19 protein-coding genes and 1 pseudogene are annotated in these 19,161 nt (G+C 59.8%); 8 read left to right on the forward strand and 12 right to left on the reverse strand.

The features are described from left to right. Positions 1 to 17: 17 nt before the first annotated feature. From F8N21_RS03180 to dadA, 5 genes are all read right to left on the reverse strand, one after another. Entirely contained in the window at positions 18 to 431 is a 414-nt protein-coding gene (locus tag F8N21_RS03180; protein ID WP_150640820.1) for a c-type cytochrome, read from the reverse strand. 181 nt (positions 432 to 612) lie between these two features. Then, complete coding sequence (locus F8N21_RS03185) at positions 613 to 1,161, reverse strand: cupin domain-containing protein (RefSeq protein WP_150640739.1); 549 nt, start codon at positions 1,159 to 1,161, stop codon at positions 613 to 615. 128 nt (positions 1,162 to 1,289) lie between these two features. Beyond that, on the reverse strand, positions 1,290 to 2,366 hold the full coding sequence (gene alr / locus F8N21_RS03190) for an alanine racemase (protein ID WP_150640740.1): 1,077 nt from the start codon (positions 2,364 to 2,366) through the stop codon (positions 1,290 to 1,292). Between the two features lie 94 nt (positions 2,367 to 2,460). Continuing rightward, complete coding sequence (locus F8N21_RS03195; RefSeq protein ID WP_150640741.1) at positions 2,461 to 2,814, reverse strand: RidA family protein; 354 nt, start codon at positions 2,812 to 2,814, stop codon at positions 2,461 to 2,463. Continuing rightward, a complete protein-coding gene (gene dadA / locus F8N21_RS03200; RefSeq protein ID WP_150640742.1) occupies positions 2,786 to 4,090 on the reverse strand; it encodes a D-amino acid dehydrogenase in 1,305 nt (434 codons plus the stop codon). Before dadA ends, F8N21_RS03195 begins: the two co-directional genes overlap by 29 nt. A gap of 156 nt (positions 4,091 to 4,246) precedes the next feature. Here dadA and F8N21_RS03205 point away from each other — a divergent pair, with 156 nt between their 5' ends. Beyond that, entirely contained in the window at positions 4,247 to 4,735 is a 489-nt protein-coding gene (locus F8N21_RS03205; protein WP_150640743.1) for an Lrp/AsnC ligand binding domain-containing protein, read from the forward strand. Positions 4,736 to 4,913: 178 nt separating this feature from the next. On the opposite strand, the gene F8N21_RS03210 is transcribed toward F8N21_RS03205, so the two are convergent. Then, a complete protein-coding gene (locus F8N21_RS03210) occupies positions 4,914 to 5,267 on the reverse strand; it encodes a YkgJ family cysteine cluster protein (protein ID WP_150640821.1) in 354 nt (117 codons plus the stop codon). Between the two features lie 147 nt (positions 5,268 to 5,414). Here F8N21_RS03210 and F8N21_RS03215 point away from each other — a divergent pair, with 147 nt between their 5' ends. Continuing rightward, positions 5,415 to 6,728 carry an NAD(P)/FAD-dependent oxidoreductase gene (locus tag F8N21_RS03215; protein WP_150640744.1) on the forward strand — a complete coding sequence of 438 codons (1,314 nt, stop codon included), beginning with the start codon at positions 5,415 to 5,417 and terminating at the stop codon, positions 6,726 to 6,728. 277 nt (positions 6,729 to 7,005) lie between these two features. On the opposite strand, the gene F8N21_RS03220 is transcribed toward F8N21_RS03215, so the two are convergent. Then, positions 7,006 to 7,251: a DUF1127 domain-containing protein gene (locus tag F8N21_RS03220; RefSeq protein WP_150640745.1), complete on the reverse strand. Its 246-nt coding sequence runs from the start codon at positions 7,249 to 7,251 to the stop codon at positions 7,006 to 7,008. Between the two features lie 180 nt (positions 7,252 to 7,431). Between F8N21_RS03220 and F8N21_RS03225 the strand changes: the two genes are divergently transcribed. Both F8N21_RS03225 and F8N21_RS03230 read left to right on the forward strand, forming a co-directional pair. Continuing rightward, positions 7,432 to 8,865: a PLP-dependent aminotransferase family protein gene (locus F8N21_RS03225; RefSeq protein WP_150640746.1), complete on the forward strand. Its 1,434-nt coding sequence runs from the start codon at positions 7,432 to 7,434 to the stop codon at positions 8,863 to 8,865. Positions 8,866 to 8,925: 60 nt separating this feature from the next. Next, positions 8,926 to 10,494 carry a phospholipase D family protein gene (locus tag F8N21_RS03230; RefSeq protein ID WP_150640747.1) on the forward strand — a complete coding sequence of 523 codons (1,569 nt, stop codon included), beginning with the start codon at positions 8,926 to 8,928 and terminating at the stop codon, positions 10,492 to 10,494. Here the strand turns inward: F8N21_RS03230 and F8N21_RS03235 are convergent. Continuing rightward, positions 10,491 to 11,637 (reverse strand): annotated as a pseudogene (locus F8N21_RS03235) (MFS transporter). The gene F8N21_RS03230 and the pseudogene F8N21_RS03235 sit on opposite strands and share 4 nt — an antisense overlap. Before the next feature lie 200 nt (positions 11,638 to 11,837). Beyond that, positions 11,838 to 13,331 carry an aldehyde dehydrogenase gene (locus F8N21_RS03240; protein ID WP_150640748.1) on the reverse strand — a complete coding sequence of 498 codons (1,494 nt, stop codon included), beginning with the start codon at positions 13,329 to 13,331 and terminating at the stop codon, positions 11,838 to 11,840. Positions 13,332 to 13,568: 237 nt separating this feature from the next. On the opposite strand from F8N21_RS03240, the gene F8N21_RS03245 reads away from it, so the two are divergent. Then, on the forward strand, positions 13,569 to 13,931 hold the full coding sequence (locus F8N21_RS03245) for a cupin domain-containing protein (RefSeq protein WP_150640749.1): 363 nt from the start codon (positions 13,569 to 13,571) through the stop codon (positions 13,929 to 13,931). A gap of 91 nt (positions 13,932 to 14,022) precedes the next feature. On the opposite strand, the gene rpmG is transcribed toward F8N21_RS03245, so the two are convergent. Together rpmG and rpmB are read right to left on the reverse strand one after the other, a co-directional pair. Beyond that, entirely contained in the window at positions 14,023 to 14,178 is a 156-nt protein-coding gene (gene rpmG / locus F8N21_RS03250; RefSeq protein WP_003437824.1) for a 50S ribosomal protein L33, read from the reverse strand. 11 nt (positions 14,179 to 14,189) lie between these two features. Further along, on the reverse strand, positions 14,190 to 14,423 hold the full coding sequence (gene rpmB / locus F8N21_RS03255; RefSeq protein ID WP_019410280.1) for a 50S ribosomal protein L28: 234 nt from the start codon (positions 14,421 to 14,423) through the stop codon (positions 14,190 to 14,192). A gap of 543 nt (positions 14,424 to 14,966) precedes the next feature. Between rpmB and F8N21_RS03260 the strand changes: the two genes are divergently transcribed. Next, positions 14,967 to 16,550, forward strand: coding sequence for an ABC transporter substrate-binding protein (locus F8N21_RS03260; protein ID WP_150640750.1), 1,584 nt, complete (start codon positions 14,967 to 14,969; stop codon positions 16,548 to 16,550). An 81-nt stretch (positions 16,551 to 16,631) separates the two neighbouring features. Here F8N21_RS03260 and radC read toward each other — a convergent pair whose 3' ends face one another. Further along, a complete protein-coding gene (gene radC / locus F8N21_RS03265) occupies positions 16,632 to 17,306 on the reverse strand; it encodes a RadC family protein (protein ID WP_150640751.1) in 675 nt (224 codons plus the stop codon). Between the two features lie 131 nt (positions 17,307 to 17,437). Here radC and coaBC point away from each other — a divergent pair, with 131 nt between their 5' ends. Together coaBC and dut are read left to right on the forward strand one after the other, a co-directional pair. Then, positions 17,438 to 18,646 (forward strand): bifunctional phosphopantothenoylcysteine decarboxylase/phosphopantothenate--cysteine ligase CoaBC, encoded by a 1,209-nt coding sequence (gene coaBC, locus F8N21_RS03270; RefSeq protein WP_150640822.1) that lies wholly within the window; start codon positions 17,438 to 17,440, stop codon positions 18,644 to 18,646. Positions 18,647 to 18,651: 5 nt separating this feature from the next. After that, complete coding sequence (dut, locus tag F8N21_RS03275; protein WP_150640752.1) at positions 18,652 to 19,107, forward strand: dUTP diphosphatase; 456 nt, start codon at positions 18,652 to 18,654, stop codon at positions 19,105 to 19,107. Positions 19,108 to 19,161 lie beyond the last annotated feature (54 nt).

A 19,161-nucleotide genomic window follows, 5' to 3' on the forward strand; every position in this document is an offset into this window, starting at 1 on the left:
TTAGAAGATCGAGCTTATTACAAGCCAGACATCTCCTTGATTGCGCCTTTCAAGTCGTCATCCGAGCAATCTGCGCAGGTGCCTTTTGGCGGCATCGCGTTCACACCGGTAATGGCTTTGGCGAGAACCCCGTCCAGACCACCTTCCTTGTCGGCGCGTGCTTTCCAGGCGGCTTTATCACCGATTTTCGGAGCGCCCAACAGGCCGGTGCCATGGCAAGCATTGCAATGCTTGGCAATCACGTCTTTCGGAGTTTTCGCACCGCCAGCGCCGCCAGCCGAAGCCGCGACTTCCATCCCCTTGCACTCTTTACCTTGTACACAGACCTGGCCGACCGGTTCAAGTCGCTTGGCAATATCGTCGGTAGTCGCAGCTTGAGCGCTGACTGCCCAAAGGGCCAATACGGTTGCTGGTGCAGCCAGCATTTTCATAATTAGGTTCACGCGTACACCCTCAATGGTGGCTAGTCACGCCCACGGCCACGGTTCGCAGGCGGGCGCAAGTATAACGGTTAGCCGGCCACACTGAAACAACCCTAAAGTCGAAGGGGGATTAGTAGTGGCAGGAAAGTAACCAGGACGCCTCCGCAAACCTTGCTGGACGCCTCTTCTGTCAGAAATTCGCTGGTGTGGCTGCGCTGATTAGTCGCGCCGGCGCATCGAACGGATTACGGAAACGGTGCGGCTTGGTGCTTTCAAAGTAGTAACTGTCACCGGCTTCGAGCACGAATGTCTCGAGACCGACCACCAATTCCAGTCGCCCTTCCAGGAGAATCCCGGTTTCCTCGCCCTCATGGGTGAGCATTTCGCCACCGGTATCGGCGCCTGGTGGGTAAATTTCGTTGAGAAACGCAATCGCCCGGCTCGGATGTGCCCTGCCGACCAGCTTCATGGTCACTGCACCATCGGAAATATCGATCAGTTCGTGAGCTTTGTAGACGATCTGAGTCGGTTTTTCCTGGAGGATTTCTTCGGAAAAGAATTCCACCATGGACATGGGGATACCGCCAAGAACCTTCCTCAGCGAACTGATCGAGGGGCTGACGCTGTTTTTCTCGATCATCGAAATGGTGCTATTGGTGACGCCCGCACGCTTGGCGAGTTCACGCTGGGAAAGACCTTTCAGTTTACGGATGGATTGCAGTCGTTCACCGACGTCCAATGCATTAGCCTCCCAGGATTCAGGTTGTATGGATACTAAGCGTTATCATGGCGACAGCGTTCAGTATTTACAACACTTCGGGTTGAATCCTGTTCGGCGAGGCGACTTCCGGTACGGTCCGCTTGCCATCAGCTCCCGGAATAGAGCAGTGGCACTCGGCGCAGGTTGCAGAAAATCTGATAGGGGATCGTGTCGGCGGCCATCGCTACGTCACTGGCGAGGATGTTTTTACCCCACAGCTCGACCGTAGAACCGAGGCCCGCTTGCGGTACATCGGTCAGATCGACGCACAACATGTCCATCGATACCCGCCCGAGCAGCTGGCTGCGTTGACCCGCGACCAACACCGGAGTGCCTGTAGGCGCCTGGCGCGGATAGCCATCGGCATAGCCCATCGCAACGACGCCGATGCGCATCGGTTTCTGAGTGATGAATTTCGCGCCGTAACCCACCGGCTCACCGGCCGGTAGTTCACGTACGCAGATCACTTTCGATTCCAGGGTCATCACCGGCTCAAGACGCGCGGCCAGCGCAGTGGTTTCTTCGAACGGGGTCGCGCCGTAAAGCATGATGCCTGGACGCACCCAGTCACTGCGAATGTTCGGCCAACCGAGAATGGCTGGCGAGTTGCGCAGGCTGACCTGAGCCGACAAACCCTGGCGGGCCGCCTCGAACACCGCAACCTGCTCCTCACTGCGGGTGCAATGGAGCTCGTCGGCGCGGGCGAAGTGGCTCATCAAGACGATCTTTGCCACTTTGCCGCTGGCCAGCAGGCGTTGATAGGCCGCCTGATAATCCGCCGGATGCAAACCGACGCGGTGCATGCCCGAATCGAGCTTGAGCCAGACGGTCAGCGGTTTGGCCAGTGTGGCTTTCTCGATCGCCTCGAGCTGCCATAACGAATGCACCACGCACCAGAAATCATGCTCGACGATCAATGCCAGCTCATCGGCTTCGAAAAAGCCTTCAAGCAGCAATACCGGCGCACGAATGCCGGCGGCACGCAGTTCCAGCGCTTCTTCAATGCAGGCGACGGCAAAACCGTCTGCCTCAGCTTCCAGAGCCTGGGCGCAACGCACCGCGCCATGGCCATAGGCATCGGCCTTGATCACGGCGAGAGCCTTGGCTCCTCCCGATACTTCGCGGGCCAATTGATAGTTGTGACGCAGGGCTTGAAGATCGATCAGGGCACGGGCAGGACGCATGGCGGCAGACTTCTAGGCGGTCATGGGGAAGAAAAAACCGGCGCTGGCTGACGGCGTGAACCGCCAACAGCGCCGGGAGAGGGATCTTTCTTGCTTAAGGCAGAGCGGCCACAACCGACAGCTCGACCAGAATTTCCGGTTCGCAGAGTTTCGACTCTACGGTTGCGCGGGCAGGTGCCACACCTTTTGGTAGCCACTTGTCCCACACGCTGTTCATGCCGACGAAATCAGCGTCGATGTCTTTCAAGTAGATCGTCACCGACAACAAACGGCTCTTGTCGGTACCCGCCAGATCCAGCAAACGCTCGATGTTGGCCAGGGTTTCACGGGTCTGCTGTTCAATCCCGGCGTTCATATCGTCGCCGACCTGCCCTGCCAGATACACGGTACCGTTATGAACAACGATCTGGCTCATGCGCTCATTGGTGAGCTGGCGCTGGATTGACATGTTTAGCTGACTCCTTGGGGCTATTACCGTAACGAGAAATATCGAGGCCTTCGGCGCTGATCTGTGGCGATTTCTTCGCCATCAGGTCAGCCAGCAAGCGACCAGAGCCGCAGGCCATGGTCCAGCCGAGCGTGCCGTGGCCGGTGTTCAAGAACAGATTGCGGAACGGCGTGGCACCGACAATCGGTGTGCCGTCCGGGGTAGTCGGACGCAGGCCGGTCCAGAAGCTGGCCTGGGACAAATCACCGCCCTGAGGATAAAGGTCGTTGACGATCATCTCCAGGGTTTCGCGACGGCGTGGATTGAGCGACAGGTCAAACCCGGCGATCTCGGCCATGCCACCGACCCGAATACGGTTGTCGAAACGGGTGATCGCTACCTTGAAAGTCTCATCGAGGATAGTCGAAGTCGGGGCCATTGCCGGGTTGGTGATCGGCACGGTCAGCGAGTAACCCTTGAGCGGGTACACCGGCGCCTTGATACCCAACGGTTTGAGCAACTGCGGCGAGTAGCTGCCGAGCGCCATCACATAGCGGTCAGCGGTTTCCAGCTTGCCATCGATCCACACGCCATTGATGCGCTCGCCGGCGTAGTCGAGGCGCTGAATGTCCTGGCCAAAGCGGAACTCCACGCCCAGTTTCACCGCCATTTCGGCCAGGCGGGCGGTGAACATCTGGCAGTCGCCGGTCTGGTCGTTCGGCAGGCGCAAGGCACCGGCAAGAATATCGGTGACGCTGGCCAGCGCCGGCTCGACGCGGGCAATGCCGGCGCGGTCGAGCAGTTCGAAAGGTACGCCGGACTCTTTGAGTACCGCGATATCTTTCGCCGCACCGTCGAGTTGCGCTTGAGTGCGGAACAACTGGGTAGTCCCCAGGCTGCGACCTTCGTAGGCAATGCCGGTTTCGGCGCGCAGTTCGTCGAGGCAGTCGCGGCTGTACTCGGACAGACGGACCATGCGCTCCTTGTTCACCGCATAACGGCTGGCGGTGCAGTTGCGCAGCATTTGCGCCATCCACAGGTATTGATCGATATCGGCGGTCGCCTTGATCGCCAGCGGCGCATGGCGCTGCAACAGCCACTTGATGGCTTTGAGCGGTACGCCCGGCGCGGCCCACGGCGAGGCATAACCAGGGGATACCTGCCCGGCGTTGGCAAAACTGGTTTCCATGGCAGCAGCCGGTTGACGGTCAACCACAACCACTTCGAACCCGGCCCGAGCCAGATAGTAGGCACTGGCGGTACCGATGACGCCGCTACCCAAGACCAGAACGCGCATTTTCATATCCCTCATCGCGGCTTACCGCTGACATTTATTGTTCAGAGCATTGATGTGCGCAGTGTAAAAAACATTAGCCAGTGCTTTTCACTATATAAGTGCCTATATTTGGCGAGAATTCTCGGTAAAAACCCTTTTCACGGAGGCGCATCCCCTATGCGTACCAACACCCAGACCAAGCGTGAGCTGGACAAAATCGACCGTAATATCCTGCGCATCCTGCAGGCGGACGGGCGTATTTCCTTCACCGAACTGGGGGAAAAGGTCGGCCTGTCGACGACACCCTGTACCGAACGGGTGCGGCGTCTGGAACGCGAAGGGATCATCATGGGCTACAACGCCCGGCTCAACCCTCAGCACTTGAAGGCCAATCTGCTGGTGTTCGTCGAAATCAGCCTCGACTACAAGTCCGGCGACACCTTCGAAGAGTTCCGCCGTGCCGTGCTGAAACTGCCTCATGTGCTGGAATGCCATTTGGTGTCAGGGGACTTCGATTACCTGGTCAAGGCACGGATTTCCGAGATGGCCTCGTACCGCAAATTGCTCGGCGACATCCTGCTCAAACTGCCCCATGTGCGGGAGTCCAAGAGCTATATCGTGATGGAAGAGGTGAAGGAGAGCCTGAATCTGCCGATTCCGGATTAAGGGTTACCCGGAAGTAGTGGTCGCCTGTGCGGGCCCTATCGCGAGCAAGCTCGCTCCCACACTGGACCTCTGTCGTACACAAATCTTTGCCCACTAAAGATCTAATGTGGGAGCGACGACGCGGCGATCCGACTTGCTCGCGATGGGGACGACTCGATGGACTAGGATAGCAACGCTATTAGACCAACACCTGCCGCGTACTGGCCATGTACTCATGAATCTGCTTTTCGACCCGCGGATGAATCATCTCCACCGGGCGGCGGCCATTGGGGCATGGCAAGGTCGGCGTGGTGCCGAACAGCCGGCAGATCAACGGACGCTCGTCGTACACCGTGCAACCGTTCGGGCCCAGGTGGACGCAGTCCAGCTCATCCATCGCCGCTTCTTGTTCGGCTGCAGTCTTGCGCGGCAAGCGGGACATTTCTTCGGTCGAGGTGGTCACCGGCCCACAGCAGTCATGGCAACCGGGCACACACTCGAATGACGGAATCTGCTGCCGCAGCGTGCGGATTTTCTGACTGTTGCAGCTCATCGAAGCGATTACCGAAAAGGTGATGGACTGGGATTCTGCCTTAAAACCCATGTTCCAGACAGCGCCAGCCGACCAGTGTTGCCGAGACTGAAAGGTCCGGCTTATGCTCCGTAAAGTTTTTCAAACACAACAATCAGGATTACGCACATGAACGCCCGTGCTCAGCAACCTGTCCCGAGCCATCAGCATACCGCCTCTTACTACGCCGCCAGCAGCCTGCCGCAGCCCGACCACCCGGTGCTCACAGGTGAGTCAGTGGCCGATGTATGCGTGGTCGGCGGCGGTTTCTCCGGGTTGAACACGGCGATCGAACTGGCTGAACGCGGCCTCAGCGTCATACTGCTGGAAGCGCACAAGATTGGCTGGGGTGCCAGCGGACGTAACGGCGGACAGCTGATTCGCGGTGTCGGCCATGGCCTTGATCAGTTCACTAATGTGATCGGCGCGGACGGCGTGCGCCAGATGAAGCTGATGGGCCTGGAAGCGGTGGAGATCGTCCGCCAGCGGGTTGCACACTTCCAGATTCCTTGCGACCTGACCTGGGGTTATTGCGATCTGGCCAACAAACCTCGCGACCTTGAAGGATTCGCCGAAGAGGCCGAAGCGCTGCGCAGCCTCGGCTATCGCCATGCAACCCGCCTGCTGCAAGCCCACGAAATGCGTACTGTGGTCGGCTCCGACCGCTACGTCGGCGGCTTGATCGATATGGGCTCGGGGCATCTGCATCCGCTGAATCTCGCGCTGGGCGAGGCCGCCGCCGCGCAGCAACTGGGGGTGAAGCTATTTGAGCAATCGGCCGTCACCCGCATTGACTATGGTCCTGAGGTTCGTGTTCACACCGCTCAGGGTTCGGTCCGGGCCAAGACCCTGGTGTTGGGCTGCAACGCCTACCTGAACGAACTCAACCCGGAACTCAGCGCAAAAGTGCTGCCCGCCGGCAGCTACATCATCGCCACCGAACCCTTGAGCGAAGAGCTGGCTCACGCGTTGCTGCCGCAGAACATGGCGGTCTGCGATCAACGGGTGGCACTGGATTACTACCGCCTCTCGGCGGACCGGCGCTTGCTGTTTGGCGGAGCCTGCCACTATTCCGGGCGCGATCCCCAGGACATTGGCGCTTATATGCGACCCAAAATGCTGGACGTGTTCCCGCAACTGGTCGATGTGAAGATCGACTATCAATGGGGTGGCATGATCGGCATCGGCGCCAATCGCTTGCCGCAGATCGGACGCCTCAAGGACCAGCCCAATGTGTACTACGCCCAGGCTTATTCCGGTCATGGCGTGAATGTCACGCACTTGGCGGGGAAGTTGTTGGCTGAGGCAATCAGTGGTCAGCAGAGCGGCGGTTTTGATCTGTTCGCCAAGGTGCCGCATGTCACGTTTCCGGGCGGTAAACATTTGCGCTCGCCGTTGCTGGCGCTGGGGATGCTTTGGCATCGGTTGAAAGAACTGGCCTGAGTTGATTTACAGATCGCCACATGTCTCGTAGCAGCTGCCGCCAGGCTGCGTTCGGCTGCGCAGCAGTCGTAAAAGGGAAAGCCCGGTCTTACAGGAATACCGAGTTAACCGGGTTTACGACTGCTGCGCAGCCGAACGCAGGCTTCGCCAGCTGCTACGGAGATCTGTTTCACCCATCAAATCCACCAATACGGAATTTGTTTTGTGCCTCAAATCCGCCAATACGGGGATCTGTTTCACCCCCCAAATCCGCCAATATGGGGATCTGTTTCACGCGTCAAATCCGCCAAAAGGGTTTGAGCCCCTCCTCCCGCGCCTGCTCACGGCTCAAGCCGATATCGCGCAGTTGCTCGGCCGTCAGGTCGAGCAACGCCTTGCGCGTGTGCAGGCGATGCCAGAACAGACCCCAACGGCTCAGGCCGGACGGCGCTTTACGGGGCATCGCCGCAGGTGACCGGTTTTCCTGGCCTGCCGCCAGTTCCTGACTGTGTAACGCGAGCCGCACATCGCTCAAGCCGTTCATGTCTGTAGCTCCTGTTGCTTGGGTTGCCATGAGCACACATCATGCGCGGGCGTCAAAAACCGTTACAGATTCAAAATGCATGTATTATTTCCATACAGAATTTCCAATCGCGTCACTGAATCCTGTATTTTTGCTCCATCTGTACTGGTTAGCTGAATCAATCCCCACCGAGGCCTCGCCATGACCCTATACGTCAATCTCGCCGAACTGCTCGGCACGCGTATCGAACAGGGCTTCTATCGCCCCGGCGACCGGTTGCCTTCGGTGCGAGCCTTGAGTGTCGAGCACGGGGTCAGCCTGAGCACCGTGCAACAAGCCTATCGAATGCTGGAAGACAGCGGCCTGGCGACGCCGAAGCCGAAATCCGGCTACTTCGTCCCGGTCGGTCGTGAACTGCCGGCGCTGCCCGCAGTCGGACGCCCCGCCCAACGACCGGTGGAAATTTCCCAGTGGGATCAGGTACTCGAATTGATCCGGGCGGTCCCGCGCAAGGACGTGGTCCAACTGGGTCGCGGCATGCCGGACATCACCACGCCCACCCTCAAACCCCTGCTGCGCGGCCTGGCCCGGATCAGCCGCCGACAAGACATGCCGGGACTGTACTACGACAACATCTACGGCACCCTCGAACTGCGCGAGCAGATTGCCCGCCTGCTGCTCGATTCCGGCTGTCAGTTGAGCGCCAACGACCTGGTGGTCACCACCGGCTGCCATGAGGCGCTGTCCACCAGCATCCGGGCCACCTGCGAACCAGGGGATATCGTCGCCGTGGACTCGCCGAGCTTTCACGGCGCCATGCAAACCCTCAAGGGGCTGGGCATGAAGGCCCTGGAAATCCCCACCGATCCGCTGACCGGGATCAGTCTCGATGCCCTCGAACTGGCCTTGGAACAGTGGCCGATCAAGGCCATACAGTTGACCCCCAACTGCAACAACCCGCTGGGTTACATCATGCCGGAGTCGCGCAAGCGGGCGTTGTTGACCTTGGCACAGCGCTTCGACGTGGCGATCATCGAGGACGATGTGTATGGCGAACTGGCCTACACCTATCCCCGCCCGCGGACCATCAAGTCCTTCGACGAAGACGGTCGAGTCCTGCTCTGCAGTTCGTTCTCGAAAACCCTCGCGCCGGGCCTGCGCATCGGCTGGGTGGCACCGGGACGTTATCTGGAGCGGGTGCTGCACATGAAATACATCAGCACCGGCTCCACTGCACCGCAGCCACAGATCGCCATCGCCGAATTCCTCAAGGCCGGGCATTTCGAGCCGCACTTGCGGCGCATGCGCAGCCAGTACCAGCGTAACCGCGACTTGATGATCGACTGGGTCAGCCGATATTTCCCCGTCGGTACCCGTGCCAGCCGCCCGCAAGGCAGCTTCATGCTGTGGGTCGAACTGCCGGACGGCTTTGATACCTTGAAACTGAATCGTGCCCTGCTCGATCAAGGCGTACAGATCGCTGTCGGCAGTATCTTTTCGGCTTCCGGCAAATACCGCAATTGTCTGCGGATGAACTACGCTGCCAAACCAACGGCACAGATTGAAGAGGCAGTGCGCAAGGTCGGAGCGGCGGCGATCAAACTGCTGGCCGAAACCGAGGCTGCCATCGACTGACCTTTAACCGGAAACCAGCGTCCATATGCAGACAACTGCCGCCAATCGGGACGATCCGACTTGAGATTCAGACGGACTCTACCCTTGCTTCTGCTGGTCATCCTGACCCTGGGCAGTTGCGCCACGTTCAACACGCCGCGCGAGCCCAGCCAGGCGTTGCCTGCAACGGATTCGGCGTTTGGCCGCTCGATCAAGGCCCAGGCAGCGCTTTACAAGGGGCAGTCTGGCTTTCGTCTGCTGTCCGATAGCGGCGAAGCCTTTACGGCCCGCGCCGAGCTGATCCGCAACGCACAAAGCAGCCTCGACTTGCAGTACTACATCGTTCATGACGGCATCAGCACGCGGATGTTGGTGGAAGAACTGCTCAAGGCTGCCGATCGCGGCGTGCGCGTGCGCATACTGCTCGATGACTTGACCAGTGACGGCCAGGATCAGGTGATTGCCACGCTCGCCGCCCACCCGCACATCCAGATTCGCGTGTTCAACCCGCTGCACCTGGGCCGCAGTACCGATGTGACCCGGACCGCGGGCCGACTGCTCAACCTGTCGCTGCAACATCGGCGCATGCACAACAAACTGTGGCTGGCGGACAACAGCGCGGCCATTGTCGGCGGGCGCAATCTGGGCGACGAGTATTTCGATGCCGAGCCGGACCTGAATTTCACTGACATCGACATGCTTGGTATGGGCCCGGTGGCCGAGCAACTCGGGCACAGCTTCGATCAATACTGGAACAGCGCCCTGAGCAAACCGATCGATGAGTTTCTGGCCACCAAGCCGACGGCCAAGGATCTGGCCAACACCCGGACAAGGCTGGAGCAATCCCTGGAAGAAACCCGAAAACAGAACCAGGCGTTATATCAACAACTGATGACCTTTCGAACCGAACCGCGCATGGACATCTGGCGCAACGAGCTGATCTGGGCCTGGAGCCAGGCGTTGTGGGATGCCCCGAGCAAGGTGCTGGCCGATGGCGAGCCCGATCCGCAGTTGCTGCTCACCACCCAACTGGCGCCGGAACTCGAGGGTGTCAGCAAAGAACTGATCCTGATCTCGGCCTACTTCGTTCCCGGTCAGCCTGGCTTGCTGTACCTGACCGGACGCGCTGACGCCGGGGTCACGGTGAGCTTGCTGACCAACTCTCTGGAAGCCACCGATGTGCCAGCGGTACATGGCGGTTACGCGCCCTATCGCAAAGCCTTGCTGGAACATGGCGTGAAGCTGTTCGAACTGCGGCGCCAACCCGCAGAGCGTGGCAGCAGCGGACCCTACCTGTTCCGGGCCGGTTCTTATGGCGAATCCGACTCCAGCCTGCACAGCAAAGCGATCATCTTCGACCGTAAAAAATCCTTTATCGGCTCGTTCAATTTCGACCCGCGCTCGGTGCTATGGAATACCGAAGTCGGCGTAATCGTGGACAGCCCTGAACTGGCCGAACACGTCCGCGACCTGGCCCTGCAAGGTATGGCGCCGGCCCGCAGCTATCAGGTCCGGCTGGAGAATGACCAGGTGGTCTGGGTCACTGAAGACAACCAGCAACTGCACACCCTGACCCGTGAACCGGGGAGCTGGTGGCGTCGCTTCAATGCCTGGCTCAGCTCCACCGTGGGCCTGGAGCGGATGCTTTAGAACGCTTCGGCGACCGTACCGAAAGCTCCCTGACGCGACACCAGAATCACCAGGCCGAACGCGCCAGCCGCCATCAACAACGGCAGGGCATGCCCGCTGATCCACTGACTGCCCGCCCCTGCCACCAACGGCCCGATCAGGCAGCCGATACCCCACAGCTGCGCGACATGGGCATTGGCGCGGACCAGTGCGTCGTCGCGATAACGTTCGCCGATCAGAATCAACGACAGGGTAAACAAGCCGCCGGCACTGGCCCCGAACAGCACCCACAGCGGCCAGATCAGCAAGGTGTCGATCAGCAACGGAATCGCCAGGCTCGACAGCATCAGGATCACTGCACAGCCGGTAAACAGTGTGCGCCGAGAGAGCCGATCGGCCAGCGCGCCAATCGGCAATTGCAACAAGGCATCGCCGACCACCACGGTGCTGACCATTGCCAGGGCAATTTCGCTGGTGAAGCCCTGACGCAGGCAGTAGACCGGTAGCAAGGTCAGGATCATCGCTTCGAACGCGGCGAACAAGCGCCACCGCCCAGGCAATCGCCGGCAACCCGCGGCAAAAGCCCCACAAATCGCCCAAGGTCACGCCGAGCGCCTCGCTGGTTGGCGCCCCGCTACGTCCCAGCAGCAGGAACGGCGAGATCACCAGCAGCCCGACCCCGACCCAGAAACCGTAATCACCCTCGGTTCCCAGAGCGCCCAGCAGCAGCGGCCCGGACAGCTGGCTCAAGGCATAGCTGCTGCCGTACAGCGCCACCAAACGGCCACGCCATTGCTCCACCACCAACTGGTTGATCCAGCTTTCACCGAGAATGAAGACGATGGTCAGGATGATCCCGATCATCAAGCGCAACACCAGCCAGACCGGGTAGCTCGGCAACAGCGCCAGCAGGCCGATCGAAATTGCCCCGCCCCACAAGCACAAGCGCATCAAGGCCGCGGTACCGAAATAGGCTGCCAGACGGTTCGAGATTTTGGCGCCGAGGAGTACGCCCATCGCCGGCATCGCCGCCATCACGCCAATGGCGAACGAACCATAACCCCAGCCTTCCAGGCGCAACGACACCAACGGCATGCTCACGCCCAACGCCAGACCAACACTCAGGACAGACGCCAATACGGCGAAATAAGTCGCCCAACGCATTTCCACGCTCCTGTGGATGGTTTTTATTCGATGACTGAAACAACACAGCCGGACCTTCCTGGGGGGGAAAGTCCGGCTGCGAGATGGATCTAATGTGGGAGCAGCCGGTCGACGCTCGATTGCTCGCGATGGACACACTCTGTGACTGTCAGACCGCTATCGTCGGAACGCCGCCCGGAGCAAGCTCGCTCCCGGGGGGGTTAGAGCTTGATCCAGGTCGCCTTCAGCTCGGTGTATTTGTCGAACGCGTGCAGCGATTTGTCACGACCATTGCCCGATTGCTTGAAGCCACCAAACGGCGCAGTTATATCGCCGCCCTCGTACTGATTGATCCAGACGCTACCGGCACGCAATGCCTTGGCGGTCAGGTGAGCCTTGGAAATGTTCGAAGTCCATACCGCCGCGGCCAGGCCATAGGGCGTGTCGTTGGCAATCTGAATGGCATCCTCCACGGTGTCGAAGGCAATGACCGAAAGCACCGGGCCAAAGATTTCTTCCTGGGCGATTTTCATCGCATTGTTTACGCCATCGAAAATCGTCGGCTCAATGTAGGTGCCTCCAGTTTCCTCGAGGATGCGCTTGCCACCCGCTACCAGTTTGGCCCCATCGCTATGACCGGATTCGATGTACGACAGCACGGTATTCATCTGCTGGGTATCCACCAGCGCACCGACGTTGGTCGCCGGGTCCAACGGATTGCCAGGCTTCCAGCTTTTCAGGGCTTCGATCACCAACGGCAGGAAGCGGTCCTTGATCGAACGCTCGACCAGCAGACGCGAACCGGCGGTGCAGACTTCGCCCTGGTTGAATGCGATGGCACCGGCCGCGGCTTCGGCGGCGGTTTGCAGGTCCGGGGCATCGGCGAACACGATGTTCGGGCTCTTGCCACCGGCTTCGAGCCAGACGCGCTTCATGTTCGATTCGCCAGAGTAGATCAGCAACTGCTTGGCAATCTTCGACGAGCCGGTGAATACCAGGGTGTCGACGTCTATGTGCAAGGCCAGCGCCTTGCCGACGGTATGGCCGTAGCCAGGCAGCACGTTCAGCACACCCGCTGGAATACCGGCTTCAACGGCCAGAGCGGCGATGCGGATGGCAGTCAGCGGCGACTTTTCGGACGGCTTGAGGATCACCGAGTTACCGGTGGACAACGCCGGGCCAAGTTTCCAGCAGGCCATCATCAACGGGAAGTTCCATGGCACGATAGCGGCCACTACACCGACTGGCTCGCGGGTCACCAGACCCAGCTGATCGTGCGGCGTGGCGGCGACTTCATCGTAGATCTTGTCGATGGCTTCGCCGCTCCAGCTCAGCGCTTGCGCGGCGCGCGGAACGTCGATGCCCAGGGAATCGCTGATCGGCTTGCCCATGTCGAGGGTTTCAAGCAGGGCCAGTTCTTCGGCGTGCTTTTTCAGCAGGCCGGCGAAACGAATCATGGTGGACTTGCGCTTGCTCGGCGCCAGCCGCGACCAGACACCGGAATTGAAGGTGGTGCGGGCGTTTTCAACTGCGCGCTGGGCGTCGGCGGCGTCACAGCTGGCGATCTTGCCCAGCAGACGACCATCGACCGGGCTGATGCACTCGAACGTCTCATTGGAGACTGCTGCGGTGTATTCGCCATTGATGTAAGCGCGGCCTTCGATCTTCAGATCGCGGGCGCGTTGTTCCCAATCGGCACGAGTCAGGGTGGTCATACGAGTGTCCTCCTCTTATTGAATACAGGCGCTACGCGTTCTACGCAGGCACCCTCAGGAATTCTGCCCGGCCATCTTTCACTTCGGCCCAAGGCAACCATCACCCTAAACCAGCGGCACCTCAAGTTTCAATATATTTGACACAGAGCGCTCAAACGGCCTTGCGATGTTCATTTTAATAAACATAGACTTTGGGCTTACCAGCCACTCACGCCGCAATCACGGGGGACAACAAGAATGAGCATCCAGGACATCGTCGACTTCAACCAGGCCAACACTCAGGCAGAGCGCTTTCGCCCGGCCCAGGAAAAAGTCCTCAAGGGCGACCCGGAGCAAGCCATCTACAACCACTACAACAGCCCTTGTGGTCAGATGAGCGCCGGTGTGTGGGAAGGCGCCGTAGGCCAATGGACAGTCAACTATACCGAGCACGAATACTGCGAGATCGTCCAAGGGGTCTCGGTATTGCGCGATTACGAAGGCAATGCCAAGACTCTGCGCGCCGGTGACCGTTTTGTGATCCCGGCCGGCTTCAGAGGCACCTGGGAAGTGCTGGAGACCTGCCGCAAGATCTATGTGGTGTTCGAGCAAAAGGCCTGACGTACTGCCGCTTTTAAAAGGCAAAAATCCGGCACAAAGAAAAAGGCCCGTATCTCGCGATACGGGCCTTTTTCTTAAGAGACAAAACCAATTACTTGATTTTGGCTTCTTTGTAGATCACGTGCTTGCGAACCCGCGGATCGAATTTTTTGATTTCGATTTTATCCGGAGTGGTGCGCTTGTTCTTATCAGTGGTGTAGAAATGGCCTGTACCAGCGCTCGACACCAAACGGATCAATTCACGCATGATTAGCTCCCTTAGATCTTGCCAGCACGGCGGATTTCGGCCAGCACGACAGTGATGCCACGCTTGTCGATGATACGCATGCCTTTGGCAGATACGCGCAGACGCACGAAACGTTTCTCTTCTTCAACCCAGAAGCGGTGATGCTGCAGGTTCGGCAGGAAACGACGACGGGTTTTGTTATTTGCGTGGGAAATGTTATTCCCAGTCACCGGACCCTTACCGGTAACTTGACAGACTCTCGACATGCCTCAGCCCTCTAAAACCACATGCCCAACCCGGCATGGGTTGGCCGCTTAATCTCTCAGTCAATTTGGCGCCAGGCGCCGCGTTTCTTTAAGGGTCTTACCGGCTACACCTACAAGCGAAGGAACCGGGCCCCTAGAAAAGAGCGCTGCTTTATACCAGAAAGACCCCACTGCAACAACAGGCGATGTGATCTGCCTTTCTTGAAGCCCCGGTTTTCTTGCTCCGGGCGCCTCAGTCAAAGGCTGCCGACGCAGGTTACCGCTCGTCGCAGAACTTGCGCCTGGTTGCCATTACACACGACTCAGCTATACAGATTACCCGTAAATGACCTTGATCAAACGAGGCAATGGGGCTGTTTTTCAGAAAAAATGCTCTGGTTTTGTCAGAAATACCACTCATCTGGCCATTTCCCCCTTGAAAGACCACACGCCGCAAACGCCAATCTGAAAAATTGGATAGTCATTTTCAAACGAGGCCACTAGGGTAAGCCTTTTCCAGACTGCACTCGCAGATGGGCCTTCGATCTGCAAAGGAAACCGAATATGCGCCTCGCTGCCCTACCGCTACTGCTCATTCCCCTTCTGAGCCCGCTGGCCCATGCCGCCGCCCTCAGCGTCTGCACCGAGGCCAGCCCGGAAGGGTTCGACGTGGTGCAATACAATTCGCTGACCACCACCAATGCGTCCGCCGACGTACTGATGAATCGCTTGGTGGACTTCGACACCACCAGCGGCAAAGTGGTACCCAGCCTCGCTGACAGTTGGGAAGTTTCCACGGACGGCCTGACGTATGTCTTCAAGCTGCATCCGCAGGTGAAATTCCATCGCACCGAGTACTTCAGCCCCAGTCGCGAGCTGACTGCAGAAGATGTGAAGTTCAGCTTCGAGCGGATGCTTGACCCCGCCAACCCATGGCATAAGGTCGCCCAGAGCGGTTTCCCCCATGCGCAATCGATGCAGTTGCCGGCGCTGATCAAAAAAATCGACGCGCTCGACCCGCTGACTGTGCGGTTCACCCTCGACCACCCGGATTCGACCTTCCTCGCGACCCTGAGCATGGGCTTCGCCTCGATCTATTCGGCAGAGTATGCCGACCAGCTACTCAAGGCCGGCACCCCGGAGAAGCTCAACAGCCAGCCGATCGGCAGCGGCCCGTTCATCTTCGGGCGCTTCCAGAAGGACGCGGCGGTTCGCTACAAGGCCAACCGCGACTACTTCGGCGGCAAGCCTGCGGTGGACACCCTGGTGTTCGCCATCACCCCGGACGCCAACGTGCGCCTGCAAAAATTGCGGCGCAACGAGTGCCAGATCGCCCTGTCGCCCAAACCCCTGGACGTGCAAGTCGCCAGCAAGGAATCGACGCTTAAAGTCGAGAGCACCGCGGCCTTCATGACGGCGTTTGTCGCCATCAACAGCCAGCACCCGCCGCTGGACAAGCCTGAAGTCCGCCAGGCAATCAACCTCGCTTTCGACAAGTCCAGCTACCTCAAGGCCGTCTTCGAAGACACTGCCGAACCCGCTAATGGCCCTTACCCACCCAACACCTGGAGCTACGCCCAGGAACTGCCAGGCTACTCCCATAACGTCGCCAAGGCGCGGGAGCTGCTGGCCAGGGCCGGGCTCAAGGACGGCTTCAAAACCACCCTCTGGACCCGCCCCTCGGGCAGTCTGCTCAACCCCAACCCAAGCCTGGGCGCCCAGCTGTTGCAGGCGGATCTGGCCGAGGTCGGCATTCAGGCCGAGATTCGGGTTATCGAGTGGGGCGAGCTGATTCGCCGGGCCAAAGCCGGTGAGCACGACCTGCTGTTCATGGGCTGGGCTGGCGATAACGGCGACCCGGATAACTTCCTCACCCCGCAGTTTTCCTGCGCCGCGGTGAAATCCGGGACCAACTTCGCCCGCTACTGCGACCAGGGCCTGGACAAACTGATCAGCGCCGGCAAGACCACCAGCGAGCAAGGTGTGCGCAGCAAGTTGTACCAACAGGCTCAGGCGCAAATCCAGCACCAGGCGCTCTGGCTGCCCCTGGCGCATCCGACCGCCTTCGCTCTGACGCGCAAGGAGGTGCAGGGCTACCAGGTCAGCCCGTTCGGTCGCCAGGACTACTCGAAGGTCAGCGTCAAGTAGCCAGCTGCAAGCCGCAAGTTCAGAGCGCTACGCGTACCGCTCTGTCTTGCCGCTTGCAGCTTGAGGCTTGCCGCTGCCTCTCTACATCCACCCATACTCGGACATCGACAGCGGATCGCCGTCACCGATGATGAAATGGTCGAGCACCCGGACATCGATCAGATCCAGCGCCTTCTGCAGGCGCTTGGTCAGTACGCGATCGGCCTGACTCGGCTCGGCGATGCCCGAAGGGTGGTTGTGACACAAAATCAAGGCCGCCGCATTGTATGCCAACGCGCGCTTGACCACCTGCCGGGGATAGACACTGGTCGTGTCGATCGAGCCTCTGAACAGCGCCTCGAACCCCAGCACGCGATGCTTGGTATCCAGAAACAGACACCCAAACACTTCATGGGGCTCATGCCGAAGCAACGCCTTGAGGTAGTCGCGCACGACTAACGGACTTTCCAGCACTGAGCCCCGCCGTAACCTTTCGGCCAAATGCCGCCGAGCCATCTCCAGCACCGCCTGCAATTGAGCGAATTTCGCCGGACCCAACCCCAACTGGCGATTGAACGTTGGCTGATCCGCCTCCAGCAACGCCCGCAGGCTGCCAAACTGAAGCAGCAAGTGCCGGGCAAGATCCACCGCACTTTTACCGCTGACCCCGGTTCGTAGAAAGATCGCCAGCAACTCGGCGTCGGAAAGACTGGCCGAACCCTGCTCCAGAAGTTTCTCCCGCGGACGCTCCGCCGCAGGCCAATCGCGAATGCTCATAGCACCTCCATGTGTGTGGGCGCCGCTGTTCCGTGGCGGTCGCTGTGCTATCTTAGCCCATCTTTTTTGCGTGCGATTTCACCTGGGGAGGGGTATTGCGCGCAGTCATCACTGAACAGAAAGGCAAGCCTATGCAGCGTCTGTATCGGAAACGCATTGTTCTCGGCGTCGGCGGTGGCATTGCCGCTTATAAGAGCGCCGAACTGGTTCGCCGACTCCTCGATCAGGGCGCCGAAGTGCGCGTGGTCATGACCCGTGGTGGCAGCGAGTTCATCACCCCGCTGACCATGCAGGCCCTGTCGGGGCACCCGGTCCATATGGACCTGCTCGACCCGGCGGCCGAAGCCGCGATGGGCCATATCGAGCTGGCGAAATGGGCCGATCTGGTATTGATCGCCCCTGCCACCGCGGACCTGATCGCCCGCCTGGCCCAAGGCATCGCCGATGACCTGCTGACCACCCTGGTCCTGGCTACCGACGCCACCGTCGCTATTGCCCCGGCCATGAACCAGGCCATGTGGCGCGATCCGGCCACCCAGGCCAACACCCAGTTGCTCGAAAGCCGTGGCCTGCGGGTGTTCGGCCCGGCCTCCGGGAGCCAGGCCTGCGGCGACGTCGGCATGGGCCGCATGCTCGAAGCCGACGACCTGGCGCTCTGTGCTGCCGAGTGTTTCAAGCGCCAGTCGTTGACCGGCAAGCACGTGCTGATCACCGCCGGCCCGACCCAGGAAAACATTGACCCGGTGCGCTACATCACCAACCACAGCTCCGGAAAAATGGGCTTCGCCCTGGCGGAAGCAGCTGTCGAGGCCGGCGCCCGCGTGACCTTGATCACCGGCCCGGTACATTTGCCGACCCCGGATCGGGTAACCCGAATCGATGTGGTCAGCGCCCGGGACATGCTGGCCGCCTGCGAAGCAGCGATCCCCTGCGACCTGTTCATCGCCTCCGCGGCGGTCGCCGACTACCGCCCGGAAGTCGTCGCCCCACAAAAACTCAAGAAAGACCCTACGAACGGCGACGGCTTGTTGCTACAGATGGTGCGCAACCCAGACATTCTGGCCACCATCGCCACCCGTCCCGACCGTCCGTTCAGTGTCGGCTTCGCTGCTGAAACCGAACATCTGCTCGACTATGCTGCACGCAAATTGAAAGACAAAAACCTCGATCTGATCGTTGCCAACGATGTCGCCAACCCGAGCATTGGCTTCAATAGCGAGGAAAACGCCTGCAGCGTGATTGACCGGGAGTTGCACGCAACGCTCTTTGCCCAGACCAGCAAGGGCAAGATTGCCCGCCAGCTGATCACTTTTATCGCCGAACGTCTGAACCAGGTTTAACTCGCATGCACACCTTACAAGCCAAGATCCTCGACCCACGCATTGGTACTGAATTCCCGCTGCCGCAGTACGCCACACCGGGTTCCGCCGGCCTCGACCTGCGCGCCATGCTGGAAAAAGACACTACCATCAAGCCAGGCGAAACCCTGCTGATCCCTACCGGCCTGTCGGTTTACATCGGCGATCCGGGTTTAGCGGCACTGATTCTGCCGCGCTCAGGCCTGGGCCATAAGCACGGCATCGTGCTGGGCAATCTGGTCGGCCTGATCGACTCCGATTACCAGGGCCCGCTGATGGTGTCGTGCTGGAACCGTGGCCAGACCGATTTCACCATCGTGATTGGCGAACGTCTGGCCCAGTTGGTGCTGGTTCCCGTGGTTCAAGCGCACTTCGAGCTGGTCGAAGAGTTTGATGAATCCCAGCGCGGCACCGGCGGTTTCGGGCACTCCGGCAGCCACTGATCATAGGACGGCCGGGGGCCCTGCCCGGCCTGAAACCCGCACTTTGTATTTCAG

Source organism: Pseudomonas fluorescens, assembly GCF_902497895.1.
GTDB classification, from domain to species: Bacteria; Pseudomonadota; Gammaproteobacteria; order Pseudomonadales; family Pseudomonadaceae; genus Aquipseudomonas; species Aquipseudomonas fluorescens_BP.

What these genes read in the sequence shown, in the direction of transcription:
- radC (WP_150640751.1), bottom strand. Translation starts at nt 17,306, where the DNA reads ATGAGCATTCGCGATTGGCCTGCGGCGGAGCGTCCGCGGGAGAAACTT.
- rpmG (WP_003437824.1), bottom strand. Translation starts at nt 14,178, where the DNA reads ATGCGTGAATTGATCCGTTTGGTGTCGAGCGCTGGTACAGGCCATTTC.
- F8N21_RS03240 (WP_150640748.1), bottom strand. Translation starts at nt 13,331, where the DNA reads ATGACCACCCTGACTCGTGCCGATTGGGAACAACGCGCCCGCGATCTG.
- dut (WP_150640752.1), top strand. Translation starts at nt 18,652, where the DNA reads ATGCACACCTTACAAGCCAAGATCCTCGACCCACGCATTGGTACTGAA.
- alr (WP_150640740.1), bottom strand. Translation starts at nt 2,366, where the DNA reads ATGCGTCCTGCCCGTGCCCTGATCGATCTTCAAGCCCTGCGTCACAAC.
- dadA (WP_150640742.1), bottom strand. Translation starts at nt 4,090, where the DNA reads ATGCGCGTTCTGGTCTTGGGTAGCGGCGTCATCGGTACCGCCAGTGCC.
- F8N21_RS03210 (WP_150640821.1), bottom strand. Translation starts at nt 5,267, where the DNA reads ATGAGCTGCAACAGTCAGAAAATCCGCACGCTGCGGCAGCAGATTCCG.
- F8N21_RS03205 (WP_150640743.1), top strand. Translation starts at nt 4,247, where the DNA reads ATGCGTACCAACACCCAGACCAAGCGTGAGCTGGACAAAATCGACCGT.
- F8N21_RS03195 (WP_150640741.1), bottom strand. Translation starts at nt 2,814, where the DNA reads ATGTCAATCCAGCGCCAGCTCACCAATGAGCGCATGAGCCAGATCGTT.
- F8N21_RS03220 (WP_150640745.1), bottom strand. Translation starts at nt 7,251, where the DNA reads ATGAACGGCTTGAGCGATGTGCGGCTCGCGTTACACAGTCAGGAACTG.
- F8N21_RS03260 (WP_150640750.1), top strand. Translation starts at nt 14,967, where the DNA reads ATGCGCCTCGCTGCCCTACCGCTACTGCTCATTCCCCTTCTGAGCCCG.
- rpmB (WP_019410280.1), bottom strand. Translation starts at nt 14,423, where the DNA reads ATGTCGAGAGTCTGTCAAGTTACCGGTAAGGGTCCGGTGACTGGGAAT.
- F8N21_RS03215 (WP_150640744.1), top strand. Translation starts at nt 5,415, where the DNA reads ATGAACGCCCGTGCTCAGCAACCTGTCCCGAGCCATCAGCATACCGCC.
- F8N21_RS03245 (WP_150640749.1), top strand. Translation starts at nt 13,569, where the DNA reads ATGAGCATCCAGGACATCGTCGACTTCAACCAGGCCAACACTCAGGCA.
- coaBC (WP_150640822.1), top strand. Translation starts at nt 17,438, where the DNA reads ATGCAGCGTCTGTATCGGAAACGCATTGTTCTCGGCGTCGGCGGTGGC.
- F8N21_RS03180 (WP_150640820.1), bottom strand. Translation starts at nt 431, where the DNA reads ATGAAAATGCTGGCTGCACCAGCAACCGTATTGGCCCTTTGGGCAGTC.
- F8N21_RS03225 (WP_150640746.1), top strand. Translation starts at nt 7,432, where the DNA reads ATGACCCTATACGTCAATCTCGCCGAACTGCTCGGCACGCGTATCGAA.